This is a genomic window from Amycolatopsis sp. NBC_00438 (genome assembly GCF_036026695.1).
GTDB lineage: Bacteria > Actinomycetota > Actinomycetes > Mycobacteriales > Pseudonocardiaceae > Amycolatopsis.
Genome location: NZ_CP107923.1, coordinates 4881890 through 4898764, shown reverse-complemented (window position 1 = coordinate 4898764; position 16875 = coordinate 4881890). Strand labels below are relative to the sequence as shown.

The 16875-nt window shown below is 70.2% G+C and carries 15 protein-coding genes; 8 read left to right on the top strand and 7 right to left on the bottom strand.

Translation table 11 applies throughout. The annotated features are described in order from the left end of the window. Nucleotides 1-43: 43 nt before the first annotated feature. The 6 genes from pgl to tkt are packed head-to-tail and all read right to left on the bottom strand — an operon-like array spanning nucleotide 44 to nucleotide 8285. Nucleotides 44-823 carry a 6-phosphogluconolactonase gene (pgl, locus tag OG494_RS21415; RefSeq protein WP_328458391.1) on the bottom strand — a complete coding sequence of 260 codons (780 nt, stop codon included), beginning with the start codon at nucleotides 821-823 and terminating at the stop codon, nucleotides 44-46. Continuing rightward, on the bottom strand, nucleotides 820-1899 hold the full coding sequence (gene opcA / locus OG494_RS21410) for a glucose-6-phosphate dehydrogenase assembly protein OpcA (protein ID WP_328458389.1): 1080 nt from the start codon (nucleotides 1897-1899) through the stop codon (nucleotides 820-822). The genes pgl and opcA overlap by 4 nt, the downstream gene beginning before the upstream one ends. Continuing rightward, nucleotides 1896-3419, bottom strand: a complete 1524-nt coding sequence (gene zwf / locus OG494_RS21405; protein ID WP_328458387.1) for a glucose-6-phosphate dehydrogenase — start codon at nucleotides 3417-3419, stop codon at nucleotides 1896-1898. The genes opcA and zwf overlap by 4 nt, the downstream gene beginning before the upstream one ends. After that, nucleotides 3416-5053 carry a glucose-6-phosphate isomerase gene (locus tag OG494_RS21400; protein ID WP_328458386.1) on the bottom strand — a complete coding sequence of 546 codons (1638 nt, stop codon included), beginning with the start codon at nucleotides 5051-5053 and terminating at the stop codon, nucleotides 3416-3418. Before OG494_RS21400 ends, zwf begins: the two co-directional genes overlap by 4 nt. 8 nt (nucleotides 5054-5061) lie before the next feature. Then, the gene (gene tal, locus OG494_RS21395; protein WP_328458385.1) at nucleotides 5062-6174 is read right to left on the bottom strand and encodes a transaldolase; all 1113 of its coding nucleotides are present in this window, start codon (nucleotides 6172-6174) and stop codon (nucleotides 5062-5064) included. 11 nt (nucleotides 6175-6185) lie between these two features. After that, nucleotides 6186-8285, bottom strand: a complete 2100-nt coding sequence (gene tkt, locus OG494_RS21390) for a transketolase (protein WP_328458383.1) — start codon at nucleotides 8283-8285, stop codon at nucleotides 6186-6188. 293 nt (nucleotides 8286-8578) lie between these two features. On the opposite strand from tkt, the gene OG494_RS21385 reads away from it, so the two are divergent. The 8 genes from OG494_RS21385 (at nucleotide 8579) to OG494_RS21350 (ending at nucleotide 15754) form a co-directional block, all read left to right on the top strand. Further along, nucleotides 8579-9559, top strand: a complete 981-nt coding sequence (locus OG494_RS21385; protein ID WP_328458381.1) for a heme o synthase — start codon at nucleotides 8579-8581, stop codon at nucleotides 9557-9559. A gap of 5 nt (nucleotides 9560-9564) precedes the next feature. Then, nucleotides 9565-10158, top strand: a complete 594-nt coding sequence (locus OG494_RS21380) for a hypothetical protein (protein WP_328458379.1) — start codon at nucleotides 9565-9567, stop codon at nucleotides 10156-10158. 88 nt (nucleotides 10159-10246) lie between these two features. Beyond that, entirely contained in the window at nucleotides 10247-10618 is a 372-nt protein-coding gene (locus OG494_RS21375) for a hypothetical protein (protein ID WP_328458377.1), read from the top strand. A gap of 200 nt (nucleotides 10619-10818) precedes the next feature. After that, nucleotides 10819-11538 (top strand): hypothetical protein, encoded by a 720-nt coding sequence (locus tag OG494_RS21370; protein ID WP_328458375.1) that lies wholly within the window; start codon nucleotides 10819-10821, stop codon nucleotides 11536-11538. A gap of 11 nt (nucleotides 11539-11549) precedes the next feature. Further along, on the top strand, nucleotides 11550-12038 hold the full coding sequence (locus tag OG494_RS21365) for a hypothetical protein (RefSeq protein ID WP_328458373.1): 489 nt from the start codon (nucleotides 11550-11552) through the stop codon (nucleotides 12036-12038). After that, nucleotides 12035-12871 carry a hypothetical protein gene (locus OG494_RS21360; protein WP_328458371.1) on the top strand — a complete coding sequence of 279 codons (837 nt, stop codon included), beginning with the start codon at nucleotides 12035-12037 and terminating at the stop codon, nucleotides 12869-12871. Before OG494_RS21365 ends, OG494_RS21360 begins: the two co-directional genes overlap by 4 nt. Before the next feature lie 56 nt (nucleotides 12872-12927). After that, nucleotides 12928-15180, top strand: a complete 2253-nt coding sequence (locus OG494_RS21355) for a HelD family protein (RefSeq protein WP_328458370.1) — start codon at nucleotides 12928-12930, stop codon at nucleotides 15178-15180. Between the two features lie 10 nt (nucleotides 15181-15190). Then, on the top strand, nucleotides 15191-15754 hold the full coding sequence (locus tag OG494_RS21350; RefSeq protein ID WP_328458368.1) for an FKBP-type peptidyl-prolyl cis-trans isomerase: 564 nt from the start codon (nucleotides 15191-15193) through the stop codon (nucleotides 15752-15754). A 93-nt stretch (nucleotides 15755-15847) separates the two neighbouring features. Here the strand turns inward: OG494_RS21350 and OG494_RS21345 are convergent, their stop codons facing one another. Beyond that, the gene (locus OG494_RS21345) at nucleotides 15848-16819 is read right to left on the bottom strand and encodes a quinone oxidoreductase family protein (RefSeq protein ID WP_328458366.1); all 972 of its coding nucleotides are present in this window, start codon (nucleotides 16817-16819) and stop codon (nucleotides 15848-15850) included. Between the last annotated feature and the right edge of the window lie 56 nt (nucleotides 16820-16875).

The window sequence follows — 16875 nt, the reverse complement described above, 5'->3', positions numbered from 1 at the left end:
GCACCAAGAGCTGGCAGAGAAGCCTTCACAGACCCTCCGATGATCAAGCCGTCGGCGGTTGGTGCACCTTCGTGAGTTTGCTCGCCGCCGTGCGGTCGAGGAGCCACAGCGTGCGGCGGTGTCCTCTGGCCCCCGCTACCGGGAGCTGGACTTCGCCCGCTCCCGACAGCGCCAGCGCCACCGCGTCGGCCTTGGCCTCGCCCGCCGTCATCAGCCAGACGTCCTGGGCTCGGCGGATGGCCGGCAGTGTCAGCGAAACGCGCGTCGGGGGTGGTTTGGGGCAGTTGCGCACCGCCACCACCGAACGCTCCTTCTCGTACACCGCCGGGGATTCCGGGAACACCGACGCTGTGTGGCCTTCGCCGCCCAGGCCGAGCAGCATGATGTCGAACGACGGGACGTCGCCGTGGTCGTCCGGGCCCGCGTTCGCGGCCAGGACCTCGGCGTACGCCAGAGCCGCGGCGTCCGGGTCGTCGCCGAACTCGCCGTCCGAGGCCGCTACCGCGTGGACTCGCTTCGGGTCGAGCGGGACGTGGTCCAGCAGGGCCTCGCGGGCCTGCTTCTCGTTCCGCTCGTCCGAATCGGCCGGGACGAACCGCTCGTCACCCCAGTAGACGTCCAGGCGCGACCAGTCGATCGCGTCCCGGGCCGACGACGCGCGCAGCTCGGACAGCACCGCGATGCCGGTGCCGCCGCCGGTGAGCACGAGCGACGCCGAACCCTTGGCCGCCTGGACGTCCACCAGCCGCGTGATCAGCCGGGCCGCCGCCGCGGCGGCCAGCAGGTCCTGGTTCGCGAAGACGACGACCTCGGTCTTGCTCATGAAGTGCTCTTCTTGCCGTTGGCACCCGCCTTGGCCTTCGCCGGCTTACCGGAAGCCGCAGCAGGAGCGGCGTCCGGAGAAGCAGGAGCGGCGGCAGCGCCTGCGGCGGCCGGGGACGTGACGTCCGGCTTGGCCGGCGCGCCCGTCTTGCCGTTCGTGCCGGACGTGATCTTGCCCAGGCCGTGCAATGCCGCCTCGTAGACCTCGTCCGGGTCGAGCCGTCGCAGCTCCTCGACCAGGCAGTCCTGCGTGCTGCGCCGCTGCAGGGCGATCCGCCGGGTCGGCTGGCCCGGCTGGGTCAGCGTGCCGACGCGCCCGTCGGGCCGGTGCAGCTCCACCGCGCCCGAACGCCGCTCCAGGGTCACCGAGATGATCCCGGCCGCGCCCGAGCTCTTGACGCGCTTGACCGGCACCTTCAGGTACTCGGCCAGCCACGCGGCCAGCAGCTCGGTCGAGGGCGACTCGGCCTCGCCGGTCACCGTCGCGGCGGTGATCTTCTCGTACGGCGGCAGGTCCAGCGCCGAGACGAGCTGGGCGCGCCAGTGCGTCAGCCGCGTCCAGGCCAGGTCGGTGTCGCCGGCGGCGTACGCCTTCGCCCGCGTGGTGAGCGCCTTGACGGGGCTCTTCTCCGCGGCCGAGTCGGTGATCCGGCGCTGGGCCAGCTCGCCGAGCGGGTCCTTGTCCGGGTCCTTCGGGCCGGCGCCGGGCCACCAGCAGACGATCGGCGCGTCCGGCAGCAGCAGCGGGACGACCGCGCTCTGGCCTTGGGAGGCCAGCGGGCCGTAGAGCCGCAGCACGATGACCTCGCTCGCGCCGGCGTCGCCGCCGACGCGGATCTGGCCGTCGATGCGTGGCGACGCGGTGCGCGCGCCCTTGGCGACCACGATCACCCGCGACGGGTGCTCGCGGCTCGCGCCGTTGGCCGCTTCGATCGCCGCTTCGAGGTGGCTGTCGTCGTCGGCCACGATGACCAGCGTCAGCACCCGGCCGAGCGCGACTTGCCCGCCCTGTTCGCGGATCTCCACCAGCTTCTTGTTGAGCGCCGAAGTCGTGGTGGACGGCAGGTCGATGATCACGGGCGCCTCCATTTGCGGCCGGTGCGCTCCAGCATTTCGTCGGCGGACGGCGGGCCCCAGGTGCCCGGCGGGTACTGCTCCGGCGAACCCTCCTTGGCCCAGTGCTCGATGACCGGGTCGAGGATCTTCCAGGACAGCTCGACCTCTTCGTTGACCGGGAACAGCGACGGCTCGCCGAGCAGGACGTCGAGGATCAGGCGCTCGTAGGCCTCGGGGGAGGACTCGGTGAACGCGTGCCCGTAGCCGAAGTCCATCGTGACGTCGCGGACCTCCATCGTGGTCCCCGGCACCTTCGAGCCGAACCGCAGCGTGATGCCCTCGTCCGGCTGCACCCGGATGACCAGGGCGTTCTGCCCCAGCTCCTCGGTCGAGGTCGAGTCGAACGGCAGGTGCGGCGCCCGCTTGAACACCACGGCGATCTCGGTGACGCGGCGGCCGAGCCGCTTGCCGGTGCGCAGGTAGAACGGCACCCCGGCCCACCGGCGGCTCTGCACTTCGAGCGTCACCGCGGCGTAGGTCTCGGTCTTCGAGTCCTTCGCGAAGCCCTCTTCCTGCAGCAGACCGGGCACCTTCGTGCCGCCCTGCCAGCCGCCCGCGTACTGGCCGCGCGCGGTGGTCTTGCTCAGCGGCCCGATCGCGCTGGTGCCCGAGAGCACCTTGATCTTCTCCGCGCGCAGGGCCCGCGGCTCGAACGACAGCGGCTCCTCCATCGCGGTGAAGGCGAGCAGCTGCAGCAGGTGGTTCTGGATGACGTCGCGCGCGGCGCCGATGCCGTCGTAGTACCCCGCGCGGCCGCCGAGGCCGATGTCCTCGGCCATGGTGATCTGCACGTGGTCGACGTAGTTGGCGTTCCAGATCGGCTCGAACAGCTGGTTCGCGAAGCGCAGCGCCAGGATGTTCTGCACCGTCTCCTTGCCGAGGTAGTGGTCGATGCGGAACACCGACTCCTCGGGGAAGACGTCGTTGACGATCGCGTTGAGCTCTTCGGCGCTCTTCAGGTCGTGGCCGAACGGCTTCTCGATGACGACGCGGCGCCAGGTGTTCTCGTCCGCGTTGGCCAGCCCGGAACGGGCCAGCTGCTTGGTCACCACCGGGAACGCGCCGGGCGGGATCGACAGGTAGAACGCCGTGTTGCCGCCGGTGCCGCGTTCCTTGTCGAGGTCCTGGACCGTCTGCGCGAGCCGGTCGAAGGCGTCGTCGTCGTCGAACGTGCCCTGCACGAACCGGATGCCTTCGGCGAGCCGGTTCCAGACCGACTCCTTGAACGGCGTGCGCGCGTGCGCCTTGACCGAGTCGTGCACGAGCTCGCCGAAGTCCTGGTGCTCCCAGTCGCGGCGGGCGAACCCGACGAGCGAGAAGCCGGCGGGCAGCAGCCCGCGGTTGGCCAGGTCGTAGATGGCGGGCATCAGCTTCTTGCGCGCCAGGTCGCCGGTGACCCCGAAGATCACCAGGCTGGACGGCCCGGCGATGCGCGGCAGCCGCTTGTCCCGCTCGTCGCGCAGCGGGTTGCTCCAGGTCATGCTTCACCCTCCTGCACAACGACCTCCTGAACCGCGCGGACGACGGCCGCGAGACCCGCGGCCCGGTCGGTCAGGTGCAGGCGCAGCACCGGGCGGCCGTGCTCGGCGAGCACCTGGCCGTCACCCAGCGCCTGGGCGTGCTGCAGCTGCCCCAGCGTGTACGGCCGGTCCGGCACGTCGAGATCCCGCTCCACCGCGCCGGTGAGCTGCAGGAACACGCCGTTCTGGTGGCCGCCCTTGTGGTACTGCCCGGTGGAGTGCAGGAACCGCGGGCCCCAGCCGAACGTCGTCTGCAGCCCGGTGCTCTTCGCGATCTCGCCGCGCAGCAGCTGCGTCGACGCGTCGTCGAGGCGGTCCAGGTAGGCCTGCACGGCGATGTAGCCGGCTTCCGGCGCGGAGCCGAAGAACGCGCGGAGCACGTCCACGAGCTTCCCGTCCGTCGAAACGCCTTCGCTGCCGAAGATCTCGACCGGTCCGTCCACAGTGGACGCCGTCTCGCCGCCCTTGAGCTTCTCCGGGTCGTCCAGCAGCGCGCGGGTCGCCTTCTTGGCCGCTTCCACGTCGGGCTGGTCGAACGGGTTGATCCCGAGCAGCCGCCCGGCCAGTGCCGTGGCGAACTCCCAGAGCAGCAGCTGCGCGCCGAGCGAGCCGGTGACGGCGATCTTCGCCGCGCCCTTCGGGGCGCCGATGGCGACGGCGGTGGCGTCGGCCTTCGCGTCGGCGAAGCCGGGCGCTTCGGTGCCTTCGACCGCGACCGGCAGCAACCCGGTGCCCTGCTTGCCGGTGGACTCCGCGATCAGCTGCTCGGCCCAGTCCGGGAAACCCTTGATGCCGGAACCGGAGTCGGCCAGCACGACCTTCTCGGCGCCGGCGTCGTGCGCGGCGGCCCACGCGGCGGCCAGCTTGACCCCCGGGTTGTCCACCGAGTCCGAGGCGAGCTCTTCGGCGACCGAAGCGGCCTGGTCGAGCAGGCGGGCGACGTCCGCGCCGGCGAGGCCGGCCGGGACGAGCCCGAACGCCGTCAGCGCGGAGTAGCGGCCGCCGACGTGCGGGTCGGCGAGGAAGGTCTTGCGGTAACCCTCCTTTTCGGACAGTGCCTGGAACGGCGAGCCCGGGTCGGTGACGACCACGATCCGCCGGCCTGCGTCGATGCCCGCGTCGGTGAACGCCTTCGCGAAGATCCGCCGGTGGCTGTCGGTCTCGACGGTGCCGCCCGACTTCGACGACACGACGATCACCGTGCGCTCGAGGTCGCCGGCGAGCGCGTCGGCGACCTGACCCGGGTCGGTGGTGTCGAGCACGGTCAGCGCGACGTCGTCGGTGCCGGTGATGACCTCCGGCGCCAGCGACGAGCCGCCCATGCCGGCGAGCACCACCCGGTCGACGCCCTCGGACCGCAGTTCGGTCCGCAGGGCCTCGATCTCGCCGATCAGCGGCCGGGACGACTTGTGCAGCGTCGTCCAGGACAGCCGGATCGACGCCTCGGATTCGGCGTCCGGCCCCCAGAGCGTGGCGTCCTTCGCGGCCAGCTTCGACGCGGCCTGGTCGGCGACCAGCCGGTCGGCCAGCGGCGCGGCGCGCTCCGCCAGTTCGGCGTCCACGATCTCGACGCCGGTCTTTTCCCCTGTCGTCATGTCGTGCTTCAGCCCTTCGCCTTTTCCAGCTGGCCGTTGACGGTCTCGAGCAGTTCGGTCCAGGACTTCTCGAACTTCTCGACGCCTTCGTTCTCCAGCACCAGGAACACGTCGGTGATGTCGATGCCGACGGCTTCGAGCTTGTCGAAGACCTCCTGCGCCTCGGCGCCGCGGCCGGACACCTGGTCACCCTTGAGCTCGGAGTGCTCGGCGACGGCGTCCATCGTCTTCTCCGGCATGGTGTTGACGGTGTCCTTCACCACCAGGTCGTCGACGTAGAGGGTGGGGGAGTAGTCCGGGTTCTTGACGCCGGTCGAGGCCCACAGCGGGCGCTGCGCGTGCGCGCCGTCGGCCGCGAGGGCCTTCCAGCGGTCCGTGGCCGAGAGCTCCTCGAAGGCCGCGTAGGCGAGCCGGGCGTTGGCGACGGCGGCCTTGCCGCGCAGGGCCTTGGCCTCGTCGGTGCCGATGGCGTCGAGCCGCTTGTCGATCTCGGTGTCCACGCGGGACACGAAGAACGACGCGACCGAGTGGATGCCGCGCAGGTCGTGGCCGTTGGCCTTCGCCTGCTCCAGCCCGGCGAAGTAGGCCTCGATGACCTTCTTGTAGCGCTCGACGGAGAAGATCAGCGTGACGTTGACGCTGATGCCCTCGGCGAGCGTGGCCGTGATCGCCGGCAGGCCCTCTTCGGTAGCCGGGATCTTGATCAGCGTGTTCGGCCGGTCGACGGTCTTCCACAGGTCCTGGGCCTCGGCCACCGTCTTGTCGGTGTCCTTGGCCAGGCGCGGGTCGACCTCGATCGAGACGCGGCCGTCGACGCCGTTCGTGGCGGTGTAGACGTCGCGGAAGAGGTCCGCGGCGTTGCGCACGTCGGTCGTGGTCAGGTCGCGGATGGTCGCCTCGACGTCGGCGCCCTGGGCGGCGAGTTCCTTCGTCCGCTCGTCGTAGGCGTCCCCCTTCGACATCGCGTTGGCGAAGATCGTCGGGTTGGTCGTCACGCCGACGACGTGCTTGTCGCGGATCAGCGCGGCGAGGTTGCCGGTGTTCAGGCGTTCGCGCGAGAGGTCGTCCAGCCAGATCGAAACACCGGCCTCGGACAGCTGCGCGAGCTTGTCGTTGCTCATCTATGTCCCCTTCAGTTCTTGGTGTTGGCGATCGAGCGGCGGGCGGCGTCGACGACTGCTTCCGTGGTGAAACCGAACTCACGGAACAGTGTGGCGGCATCGGCGGAGGCGCCGAAGTGCTCGATCGAAACGTTCACCCCGGCGTCACCGGTGAAGCGGTGCCACGACTGGGCGATGCCCGCCTCGACGGACACGCGGGCCTTCACGCCGGCCGGGATGACGGATTCGCGGTAGGCCGCGTCCTGCGCGTCGAACCACTCGACGCACGGCATCGAGACGACGCGCGCCTTGACGCCGTCGGCATCGAGGACCTTCTTCGCCTCGACGGCGAGCTGGACCTCGGAACCGGTGCCGATCAGCACAACGTCCGGGGTGCCGTCGGAGTCCGCCAGGACGTACCCGCCCTTGGCGACGCCTTCCGCGCTGGTGCCCTCGAGCACCGGCACGTTCTGGCGGGTGAGCGCCAGGCCGGACGGGTGGTGGATGTCCTCCAGCACGGCCTTCCACGCGTAGGCGGTCTCGTTGGCGTCCGCCGGGCGGACGACGTTGAGGCCCGGGATCGCGCGCAGCGCGGAGAGCTGCTCGATCGGCTGGTGCGTCGGCCCGTCCTCGCCGAGGCCGATCGAGTCGTGCGTCCACACGTAGGTGACCGGCGCCTTCATCAGCGCGGCCAGCCGGACCGGCGGGCGCATGTAGTCGGAGAAGATGAGGAACGTCGCGCCGTACGGGCGGGTGCCGCCGTGCAGCGCGATCCCGTTGAGGATCGAGCCCATGGCGTGCTCGCGGATGCCGAAGTGCAGCGTCCGGCCGTACGGGCTGGTCTTCCACATGTCCGTGGAAGCCTTCTCCGGGCCGAACGAGTCGGCGCCCTTCATCGTGGTGTTGTTGCTCTCGGCGAGGTCCGCGGACCCGCCCCACAGCTCCGGCAGCGGCTCGGCGAGCGCGTTGAGCACCTCACCGGAGGCCTTGCGGGTGGCGACGCCCTTGGCGTCCGGCTCCCACTTCGGCAGGTTGTCGGCGAAGCCCTCGGGCAGCGTGCGGGTGGACATCCGGTCCGCGATCTTCTTGCGCTCCGGGTTGGCCTCGCCCCACGCGGCGAACTTCTCGGCCCACTCGGCGTGCGCGGTCTTGCCGCGCTCGAGCGCCTGGCGGGTGTGCTTGATGACGTCGTCCTCGACCTGGAACGACTGCTCCGGGTCGAAGCCCAGGATCTTCTTGACCTCGGCGACCTCTTCGGCGCCCAGCGCGGCGCCGTGCGCCTTGCCGGTGCCCATCTTCTTCGGCGCGGGGTAGCCGATGACGGTCCGCACCGCGATGAACGACGGGCGGCTGGTCTCGGCCTTGGCGTTCTTGATCGCCTCTTCGAGGGCGACGACGTCCTCGCCGCCTTCGACGAACTGGGTGTGCCAGCCGTAGGCCTCGTACCGCGCGACCGTGTCCTCCGAAAGGGCGATGTTCGTGTCGTCCTCGATGGAGATCTTGTTGTCGTCCCAGAAGACGATCAGGTTGCCCAGCTCCTGGCGGCCCGCGATGGACGACGCCTCGGCGGTGACGCCCTCTTCGATGTCGCCGTCGGAGGCGATGGAGTAGATGAAGTGGTCGAAGATGCTCTCGCCGGGAGCGGCGTCCGGGTCCAGCAGGCCGCGCTCGCGGCGGGCGGCCATCGCCATGCCCACGGCGTTCGCCAGGCCCTGCCCGAGCGGGCCGGTGGTGGTCTCGACGCCGTCGGTGTGGCGGTACTCCGGGTGACCCGGGGTCTTCGAGCCCCACTTGCGCAGCTGCTTGAGGTCCTCGAGCTCGAGGCCGTAGCCGGCGAGGTACAGCTGGATGTAGAGGGTCAGGCTGCTGTGCCCGGCCGACAGCACGAACCGGTCGCGGCCCGGCCAGTTCTGGTCGTTCGGGTCGTGACGCAGCGTGCGCTGGAAGAGCGTGTAGGCCAGCGGCGCCAGGCTCATCGCGGTACCGGGGTGGCCGCTGCCACAGTTCTCGACCGCGTCCGCGGCGAGTACCCGGACGGTGTCCACGGCGCGGGTGTCGGTGTCGGTCCAGTCGGCGGGCACGTTACGCCGCAGGAGTGGGTTGTTCTCGCTGGTAGGGGCGGTATCGGACACTGAACTCCAACTCCCGGTCATGATGGTTGCGGCTGGTCTTCCTCGTTCCGGTTACCCGTGCGCGGGGTCATCTATCTCAATCGATCCCGAAGGGACGATATTCCTGCTCGCGACCCTGCGCAGGGGCAATCGCGGCCCGACCCGGCCAGCCTAGTGCTTGAGCCCGTCGAGGACCCGCGATCACCCACGGGATTCACCACGTCTAACATCGTTCGAGGGTTCAGACCGGCGGTTTTCAGCGGCACCACACGCCTCCGGCATCGGGCCCGCCCCGACCTGACACAGGGAGTGAAATGTCGTTGGTGAACGCTGCGCACGGACGCAGTGAGGACACCAGCGCCGTGCACCCGACCGGTGAACGACCGCACGGTGGCCGGCGAAGCATCCGCCAGGTCGTCGGCGCCTACGCCGCGCTGGCGAAGCCGCGGGTGATCGAGCTCCTCCTGGTGACCACCATCCCGGCGATGTTCCTGGCCGGCCGTCAGATCCCCTCGCCGTGGCTGGTCCTCGCCACGCTGGTCGGCGGGACGATGGCCGCGGGCAGCGCGAACGCGCTCAACTGCGTGATCGACGCGGACATCGACAAGGTGATGAACCGCACGAAGCGGCGTCCCCTGGTGAAGGACTCGGTGCCGCGGCGCGGCGCGCTGATCTTCGGCTTGGTGATGGGCGTCGCCTCGGCCGTGGTGCTCTACTTCACGGTGAACCTGCTGTCGGCGATCCTCGCGATCGCGACGATCCTCTTCTACATCTTCGTCTACACGCTCGGCCTGAAGCGGCGCACGTCGCAGAACGTCGTCTGGGGCGGTGCGGCCGGCTGCATGCCGGTCGTCATCGGCTGGGCGGCCGTCACCGGCACCGTGCAGTGGCCGGCGTTCGTGATGTTCGGCGTCATCTTCTTCTGGACCCCGCCGCACACCTGGGCGCTGGGCATGAAGTACCGCGACGACTACGAGCGCGCGGGCGTCCCGATGCTCCCGGTGGTGGCCACCGCCCAGCACGTCGCCAAGCAGATCGTCATCTACTCGTGGGTGATGGTGGCCTGGACGCTGCTGCTGCTCCCGGTGACGTCGTGGCTCTACGGCACGTTCGCGATCCTCGCGGGCGGCTGGTTCCTCTTCTACGCGCACAGCCTCCAGGCCGCGGTCCGCCGCGGCGAGGAGACCAAGCCGATGGCGCTGTTCCACCGCTCGAACACGTACCTGATGATCGTGTTCGTGGCGCTGGCGGTCGACTCGGCCATCGGCCTGCCGACGCTCGGCCTCCCCTTCTGATCCTGTTGAGGCGCGCAGGCGTCGCGCTGGTCGTGATCGTCCTGTTCGCGGCGTTGCTCTACATCGGCGGCCGCAAGGTGTCGCTGGACCAGAACACGCTGCTGGGCACCGGCTGCGCGATTCCTTCGCACGTCACGGCGGTCTCTTCGGCGCCCGACGCGGCCCCGGGTGGTGGCGGGATCCACGTCGCCGAGACGTCGTCGTCCGGCACTGTGCTGGAGAACACGAGCACCCAGGTCGCGTACCGGATCCCGGTCGGGCCCGTCGTGGTGCCGCTGCTCACGCCGGGAGCCCGCATCGGTGTCGCCGCGGTCGGCGCTGTCGGCTCGGTCACCTGGCTGTCGCCGGAGTCCCTGGGCGGCTTCACCCCGGTGACCGCCACGGTCGTCCCAGGCGGCGTCCGCTACCACTCGGCGAACTGCCGCGCGCTGACCAGCCGGGGCGCCGCGGTCCTGCACCGCGACGCAGCCGGCCGGATCGTGGGCGCCGAGCAACTGCCGGCTGATCGAGTGTCGTGTGCGCCGGGGGACCGGGAGTTCCCGTTCACCTCGGGGGCGGGTACCGAGGTCTACCCCTACTGTGACCTCGTCAGCGGCTGACCCCGGACCGTCCTTTCCGAAACTCTCAGTGTCTCGCCGCATACTGTGAGAAACTTCCCCGGTTGGGCGCTTAACTCGGGGAGGGTGAATGCCTGATCACGGTGTCGACCTCGCGGTCGACCTCTATCGGATGCTTGTCGTCGCCAAGGACGATCTGCCATCGGTATCCGCCGTCTACGGTGATGTCATCGCGAAATACGGCCAAGCGCGGTCCGGTCTGGACAGCGTGATGACGCGGCCGGACCATTTCGGCGGTGACGCTCTGGGGCCGGTGCACGCGGCCTGGGTCGAGTTGCACGGCGCCGCGGCGAAGTTCATGACGGACACCCAGTCCAGTCTGAACGACACCGCGGCAGCGCTGGCCAAAGCCGTCGAGATGTACTCGTCGAACGACCGGGCCGCCGCGGACCAGCTGCACAAGCTGATCGCGGAACGTGGCGAGCCCACACCGGGGCGGTGACGCGTGAGCTTCGAGGAACTGATGGCCCACGCGAGCGAGATCAAGTTCTTGGCGATCAAACGGGCTCTCGACGAGCACGAGACCGAGCCGGAATACGCCCGGCAGGGTGTCGACGGCTACTACCAGCAGGTGATCGAACCCCTGTTCAAGCCGTTCTCGCGCATTCCCGACCCGCCCGTTACCAGCCGACGATCGACGGCTTGTCCGCCGCGATGCACGACTTGTCCGGCGGCCACATCGACCAGGACCCGATCGACAAGAATCCCTACCTGGCCAATCCGACCCTGGAAAAGATGCACACGGCAAGCGACTACCTCCAGGACTGGTCGGGGCAGGCCGCGATGCTCTTCAAGCAGAAGTTCCTAGACCCGTTCCCGGCGATCTCGGCCAACCAGTTCATCCTCACCGCGATCCTCAAAGCCGCGCTGGAGGCCCACCAGGCGATGTGGGCTAAGACCCGGGACGACATCGACAAGATCGCGCACGCCACGATGGACGTGTTCGACAACAAGTGCTGTGACAAGAACACGTGGAACGTGACCTTCACCGTGTTGTCTTCGATCGGCGCCACTGCCGCCGCCATCCTCACCGTGGCGACGGACGGTGTTGCCGCCCCGCTGACGTTGCAAGTGATCGGTGCGGCAGCACAAGTCGGGGCGGTGTTGCCGCCGGACAACGTCCCGGATCCGCCCAAGGGAGGCGGGGAGACGGCTTTGCAGATCACCCGATCGATGAAGACCGCGATCGACCAGCTGACGCAGGCGGTCCAGAAGACAGAAGCGACGATTGCCGAAAAGGTCGCCGACGTCACGGAACTGCTCGGCAGCCACGGCTCGTATTTCGTCTCCGCTCGTCCGGCTCTCGTCTCGGTTCCGGACGGCGAGATCACCGGCAACGCCGGCCTCGGCGATTCGAACTGAGGAATGTGATCATGGGAAGACTCGCCGACCGGCTCGACGGCATCCGGGTACGGGTCCGGGCGCCCGGCGCCGACATCGAGGCCGAGCTGCGCAATCGGACGGACATCACGATCACATTCGGCGAAAGCGTCTACGAGTTCGCCGACGAACGTGGGCTGGAGCGCTCACTGGGTGCGCTGGCACGCCTAGTTTACGCGGGCTGGCTGCGGCAGTACCGAGCGGCGATCGACGAGTCCGCCCTCGATATCACGCCGAGCGACGAACGGGACCACGAGTTCCTCGGCGAACGGTCGAAGATCGAGGCCGGCGGGAAGTCGAGCGACGGCAGGATCGCCCTGACCTGCGTGGGCATGCAGGAGATATCGGTGGAGATCGTGCCCGGCACGGTCCGGGAGCTGGCCGAAGAACAGTTCGCGGCGCGCGCCAAGGAGGCTGTGACCATCCTGATCCAGGACTACCTGGCGAAGGTCAGCGCCCTGAGGAAGCGGTTCTACGGATGAGCAGGAAAGGTCTCCTGGCGCTACTCGGTGTTGTCGTTGTCCTCGCCGCCATCGTCGTCTCGGCGGATGGCAAGCTGCCCTGGACCGGCGGATCCGCCTCGGACGACAGCTGTGACATCCCCGCCCGGGCCCCCGCGAGCACACCGGCGTCAACGCCGGGCGGGATCAAGGTCGTCGAGCAGGGATTCAGCCAAGGCCCGTCCGGTCTGGTCAGTCTCGGGGCCGTCGTGGAGAACACCAGCACCGAGGTCGCCCGCCGGATTCCGGTGCGGTTCCGGCTGTTCGACGCCGCGCGCCACGAGCTTCCCGAACTGACGACCGGCGAGCTGAGCGTCGAGATTCCCCTGCTCCTGCCCGGTCAGCGGATCGGCGCCGGAACGGGTGCCTACCGGCGGGAAATCCCCGTGGCCGGAGCCGAGGCCGTCGTGGGCCCGAACGCCTGGCTGCCGCACGCCGCCGTGGGCAGCCTCGGGACGGTCGGCGCCACCTACCTCCGGACTCTGCGCTTCTATCCGGACAACCCCGTCAGCGTCGATGTCCATTACCGCGAGACGTCCACGAACTGCCGGGCACTGACCAGCCGCGACACCGCCGTGGTCTTCCGTGATCGCACCGGCCGGATCGTGGGGGGCGACCAGGGCACGGCCGATCTGCCGATCGTCTTCCGCGACGTCCACGGCAACGACCTCGGCGGCGAGCGGCAGTTCCCGCCGAGCCCCTCCTGCTCGCCAGGAGAACGGGAGACGTGGGTCGTCCCGCCCGTCGGGGCCCCCGCCACCGCCGATGACTCCCGTACGGAGGTCTACCCCTACTGCGACCTCAGGCCGGAATGATCCCGCCGTGGTCGCCGTTAAACTTGGCTGGCCCTTTTCCTTGAGGCGAAAGCAGGATGCTCTTGTCCGTCTCGCCGGACGACACACACGCCGCCGAGCTCGCTCGTGAGCAGGCGTACGTCACCACCCTCTACACCAAGCTCGACGCCGAACGCGTCGACGCCCAGCGGCGCCTCGACGAGACGCTGCGGCTGACCGGCGGCACCCCGCAGGCCCGCACCGAACGCGACGTCGCGACCACCCTCTACACCGACCGGCTCGCCCAGCTCGGTTCCGTCGAGCAGGGCCTCGCCTTCGGGCGGCTCGACTTCGTGCCCGGCAGCACCGAGGAGACCACCTACATCGGCCGCCTCGGGCTGTTCGACGAGGACGACGACTACCAGCCGCTGCTCGTCGACTGGCGCGCGCCCGTCGCGCGGCCCTTCTACCTCGCCACCGCCGCGTCACCCGACGGGGTACGCCGGCGGCGGCACCTGCGGTCGCTGACCCGCAAGGTCACCGGCTTCGACGACGAGATCCTCGACCTCGCCGCCGCCGATCAGGGGCAGGATCTCGGGCTCGCCGGCGAAGCCGCGCTGCTCGCCGCGCTGGAGCAGCGTCGCACGGGTGAGATGAGCGACATCGTCGCGACCATCCAGGCCGAGCAGGACCGGATCATCCGCGCCCCGCTCGGCGGGGTCATGGTCGTGCAGGGCGGCCCGGGCACCGGCAAGACCGCCGTGGCGCTGCACCGCGCCGCGTACCTGCTCTACACCCACCGCCAGCAGCTCACGACCCGCGGCGTGCTCGTCGTCGGGCCGAACAGCACGTTCCTGCGCTACATCGGCCAGGTGCTGCCGTCGCTGGGCGAGACGGGTGTGCTGCTCGCCACCGTCGGGCAGCTCTACCCGGGCCTGGACGCCGACGGCGCCGAGCGGCGCGAGACCGCCGAGATCAAGGGCCGGCTGGTCATGGCCGACGTCCTCGCGAACGCCGTGCGCGACCGCCAGCGCGTCCCCGACCCGGTGCTGGAGATCGAGTACGAGCACGACGTCCTCAAGCTCGACCGCAAGACCTGCACCGAGGCCCGCACCCGCGCCCGGCGCTCGCGGCGCCCGCACAACCCGGCGCGGCGCCTGTTCGTCTCCGACGTCCTCGACGCCCTGACCCGCCAGGCTTCGCGGAAGCTGGGGGAGGACCTCCTGGACGGTCAGGACCTGCAGGACATCCGCGCGGAGCTGGCCGCGGACGAGCACATCGTCGCCGCGCTGAACGAGCTGTGGCCGGTCCTGACGCCGGAAGGGGTGCTCGACGACCTGTTCGCCGACCGCGAACGCCTCGACAGCGCCGCCCGGAAGCACCTGCCCGACACCGACCGCGCGCTGCTGGAGAGCAGCCGCGACGCGAAGTGGACGCCCGCCGACGTCCCGCTGCTCGACGAGCTGGCCGAGCTGATCGGCGTCGACGACACCGAGGCCCGCGTCGAGCGGAAACGCCGTGAGCGCGAGGACCGCGCGTACGCCGAGGGCGTGCTCGACATCCTCGAGCAGGACGAGGAGATCATCGACGAGGAGCTGCTGCGCGTCTCGGACGTCCTGGACGCCGAGCTGTTCGCCGAGCGCCAGGTGGAGCGCAGCGAGCTGACCGCCGCCCAGCGCGCGGCGCAGGACCGGACCTGGACGTTCGGGCACGTGATCGTCGACGAGGCCCAGGAACTGTCCGCGATGGACTGGCGACTGCTCATGCGGCGCTCGCCGAACCGCTCGATGACGCTCGTCGGAGACGTCGCGCAGACCGGTGCCGCGGGTGGTGCGCGGTCGTGGGGCGAGGTGCTTTCGCCGTACGTCGAGGACCGGTGGCGGCTCGAGCAGCTGACCGTCAACTACCGCACGCCCGTCGAGATCATGGCGGTCGCGGCGCGGGTGCTGGCCGAGGTCGATCCGGCCCTGGCCGCGCCGTCGTCGGTGCGGGAGAGCGGCGTCCCGCCGTGGTCGGCGCACCCGGCCGACCTCGCGGCGGAACTACCCGGCCTGGTGGCCGCGGAACTGTCCGCAGTGGACGGTGGCACCGTCGCGGTGCTGGTGCCCGCGAGCCGGTTCGACGAGGTCTCGGCCGTGCTCGGCGCCTTCGACGAGCGGCTGAGCGTGCTGACGGTCGAGCGGTCCAAGGGCCTGGAGTTCGACGCGGTGGTGCTGATCGCGCCGGACGAGGTCGTCGCGGGCTCGCCGCGCGGGCTCAACGACCTGTATGTGGCCCTGACGCGGGCGACCCGGCGACTCGGTGTGGTCCGGACCGGTGACGAAGTACCGGCACTCTCCGTGCTTGGCTAGTCTCCCCGGCATGCAGAAAATCGGGAAGATCGTGGTCGTTGCCGCGGCGGCGCTGTCGCTGGCCGCGTGCGGCCAGGACACCAAGACCCAGACGGCCGCCCCGGCGGGGCCGACCGTCCCGTCGTCGTCGTCGGCCGCGCAGGCGCCCCAGAGCAAGGGCCGCGAGTGCACCGCGGACGACATCAAGACGACGGGCAAGTTCGGCGAAGCGCCGACGATCACCATCCCGGACGACTGCGACCCGCCGAAGAAGCTGATCACGAAGGACCTGTCCGAGGGCACCGGCAACGGCGCGAAGGCCGGGCAGGCCCTGAAGATGAACTACACGCTGGTGACGTGGTCGAACAAGCAGAAGCTGGACAGCTCGTTCGACCGCGGCGAGCCGTTCGACCTGAACCTGGGCGCCGGCGACGTCATCCCGGGCTGGGACCAGGGCCTGGTCGGCATCAAGCAGGGCGCCCGCCGCCTGCTGATCATCCCGCCGGACCTCGGCTACGGCCAGGGCGGCCGGGGCATTCAGCCGAACGAGACCCTGGTCTTCGTCACGGACGCGGTCTCGGTCCCGGCCTCCTAGGCTCGGTTCCGGCCGTCCGGGCTGAGTCCACAGCGCCCCGGTGTGGCGTTGGGTGCGTCAGACGCACCCAACGCCACATCGGGCCGCTTGGGGTCACGGGATGAGCAGCAGTTTGCCCGTCGTCCGGCGGCCCTGAAGGTCTTCGTGGGCGCGGCGTGCGTCGGCCAGCGGGTACGTGCCGCCGATGCGGATGTCCAGGTCGCCCGCCAGGACCGCGTCGAACAGCTCCTTCGCGCGCCAGTCCAGCTCCTCGCGCGTGCGGGCGTAGTGGACCGAGGTCGGGCGGGTCAGGTAGAGCGAGCCGCCCGCGTTGAGGCGCTGGGGGTCGAACGCCGGCACCGGGCCGCTCGCCGCGCCGAACAGCGCCAGCAGGCCGCGGATCTTCAGGCTCGCCAGGCTCGCGTCGAAGGTGTCCTTGCCGACACCGTCGTACACGACGTCGACGCCTTCGCCGTCGGTCAGCTCTCGGACCCGCTTCGCGAAGTCCTCGCGGTCGTAGCGGATCACCTCGTCGGCGCCCGCGCCGCGCGCCAGCTCCGCCTTCTCGTCGGTCGAGACGGTGCCGAAGACCCGGGCGCCGCGCGCCTTCGCCAGCTGCACCAGCAACAGGCCGACCCCGCCGGCGGCCGCGTGCACCAGCACGTCGTGGCCCGGCTTCACCTCGAACGTCGACGCGACCAGGTAGTGCGCCGTGACGCCCTGCAGCATGGTCGCCGCGGCCGTCTCGAGCGAAACGCCTTCGGGCACCTTCACCGCGATCGACGCCGGGAGGACCTTGCGCGCCGCGTAGCTGCCGAGCGAGCCCTGCCAGGCCACCCGGTCGCCGACCGCGAACCCGGCGACGTCCGGGCCGACCTCGGCGACCGTGCCCGCGCCCTCCAGACCCGGCACGAACGGCAGCTCCATCTTGTAGACGCCCTGGCGCTGGTAGGTGTCGATGTAGTTCACCCCGGCCGCCGCGACGTCCACCAGCAGCTCGCCGGCCTGCGGGGCCGCGACGTCCACTTCGGCCGGTTCGAGCACTTCCGGGCCGCCGGTCTTCGTCACCTGCACTGCGGTGGGCATGCGTCCTCCTCGGGAGTCGGGCTTCTACCGGGCACAACTATGGCCGACGCCACGCT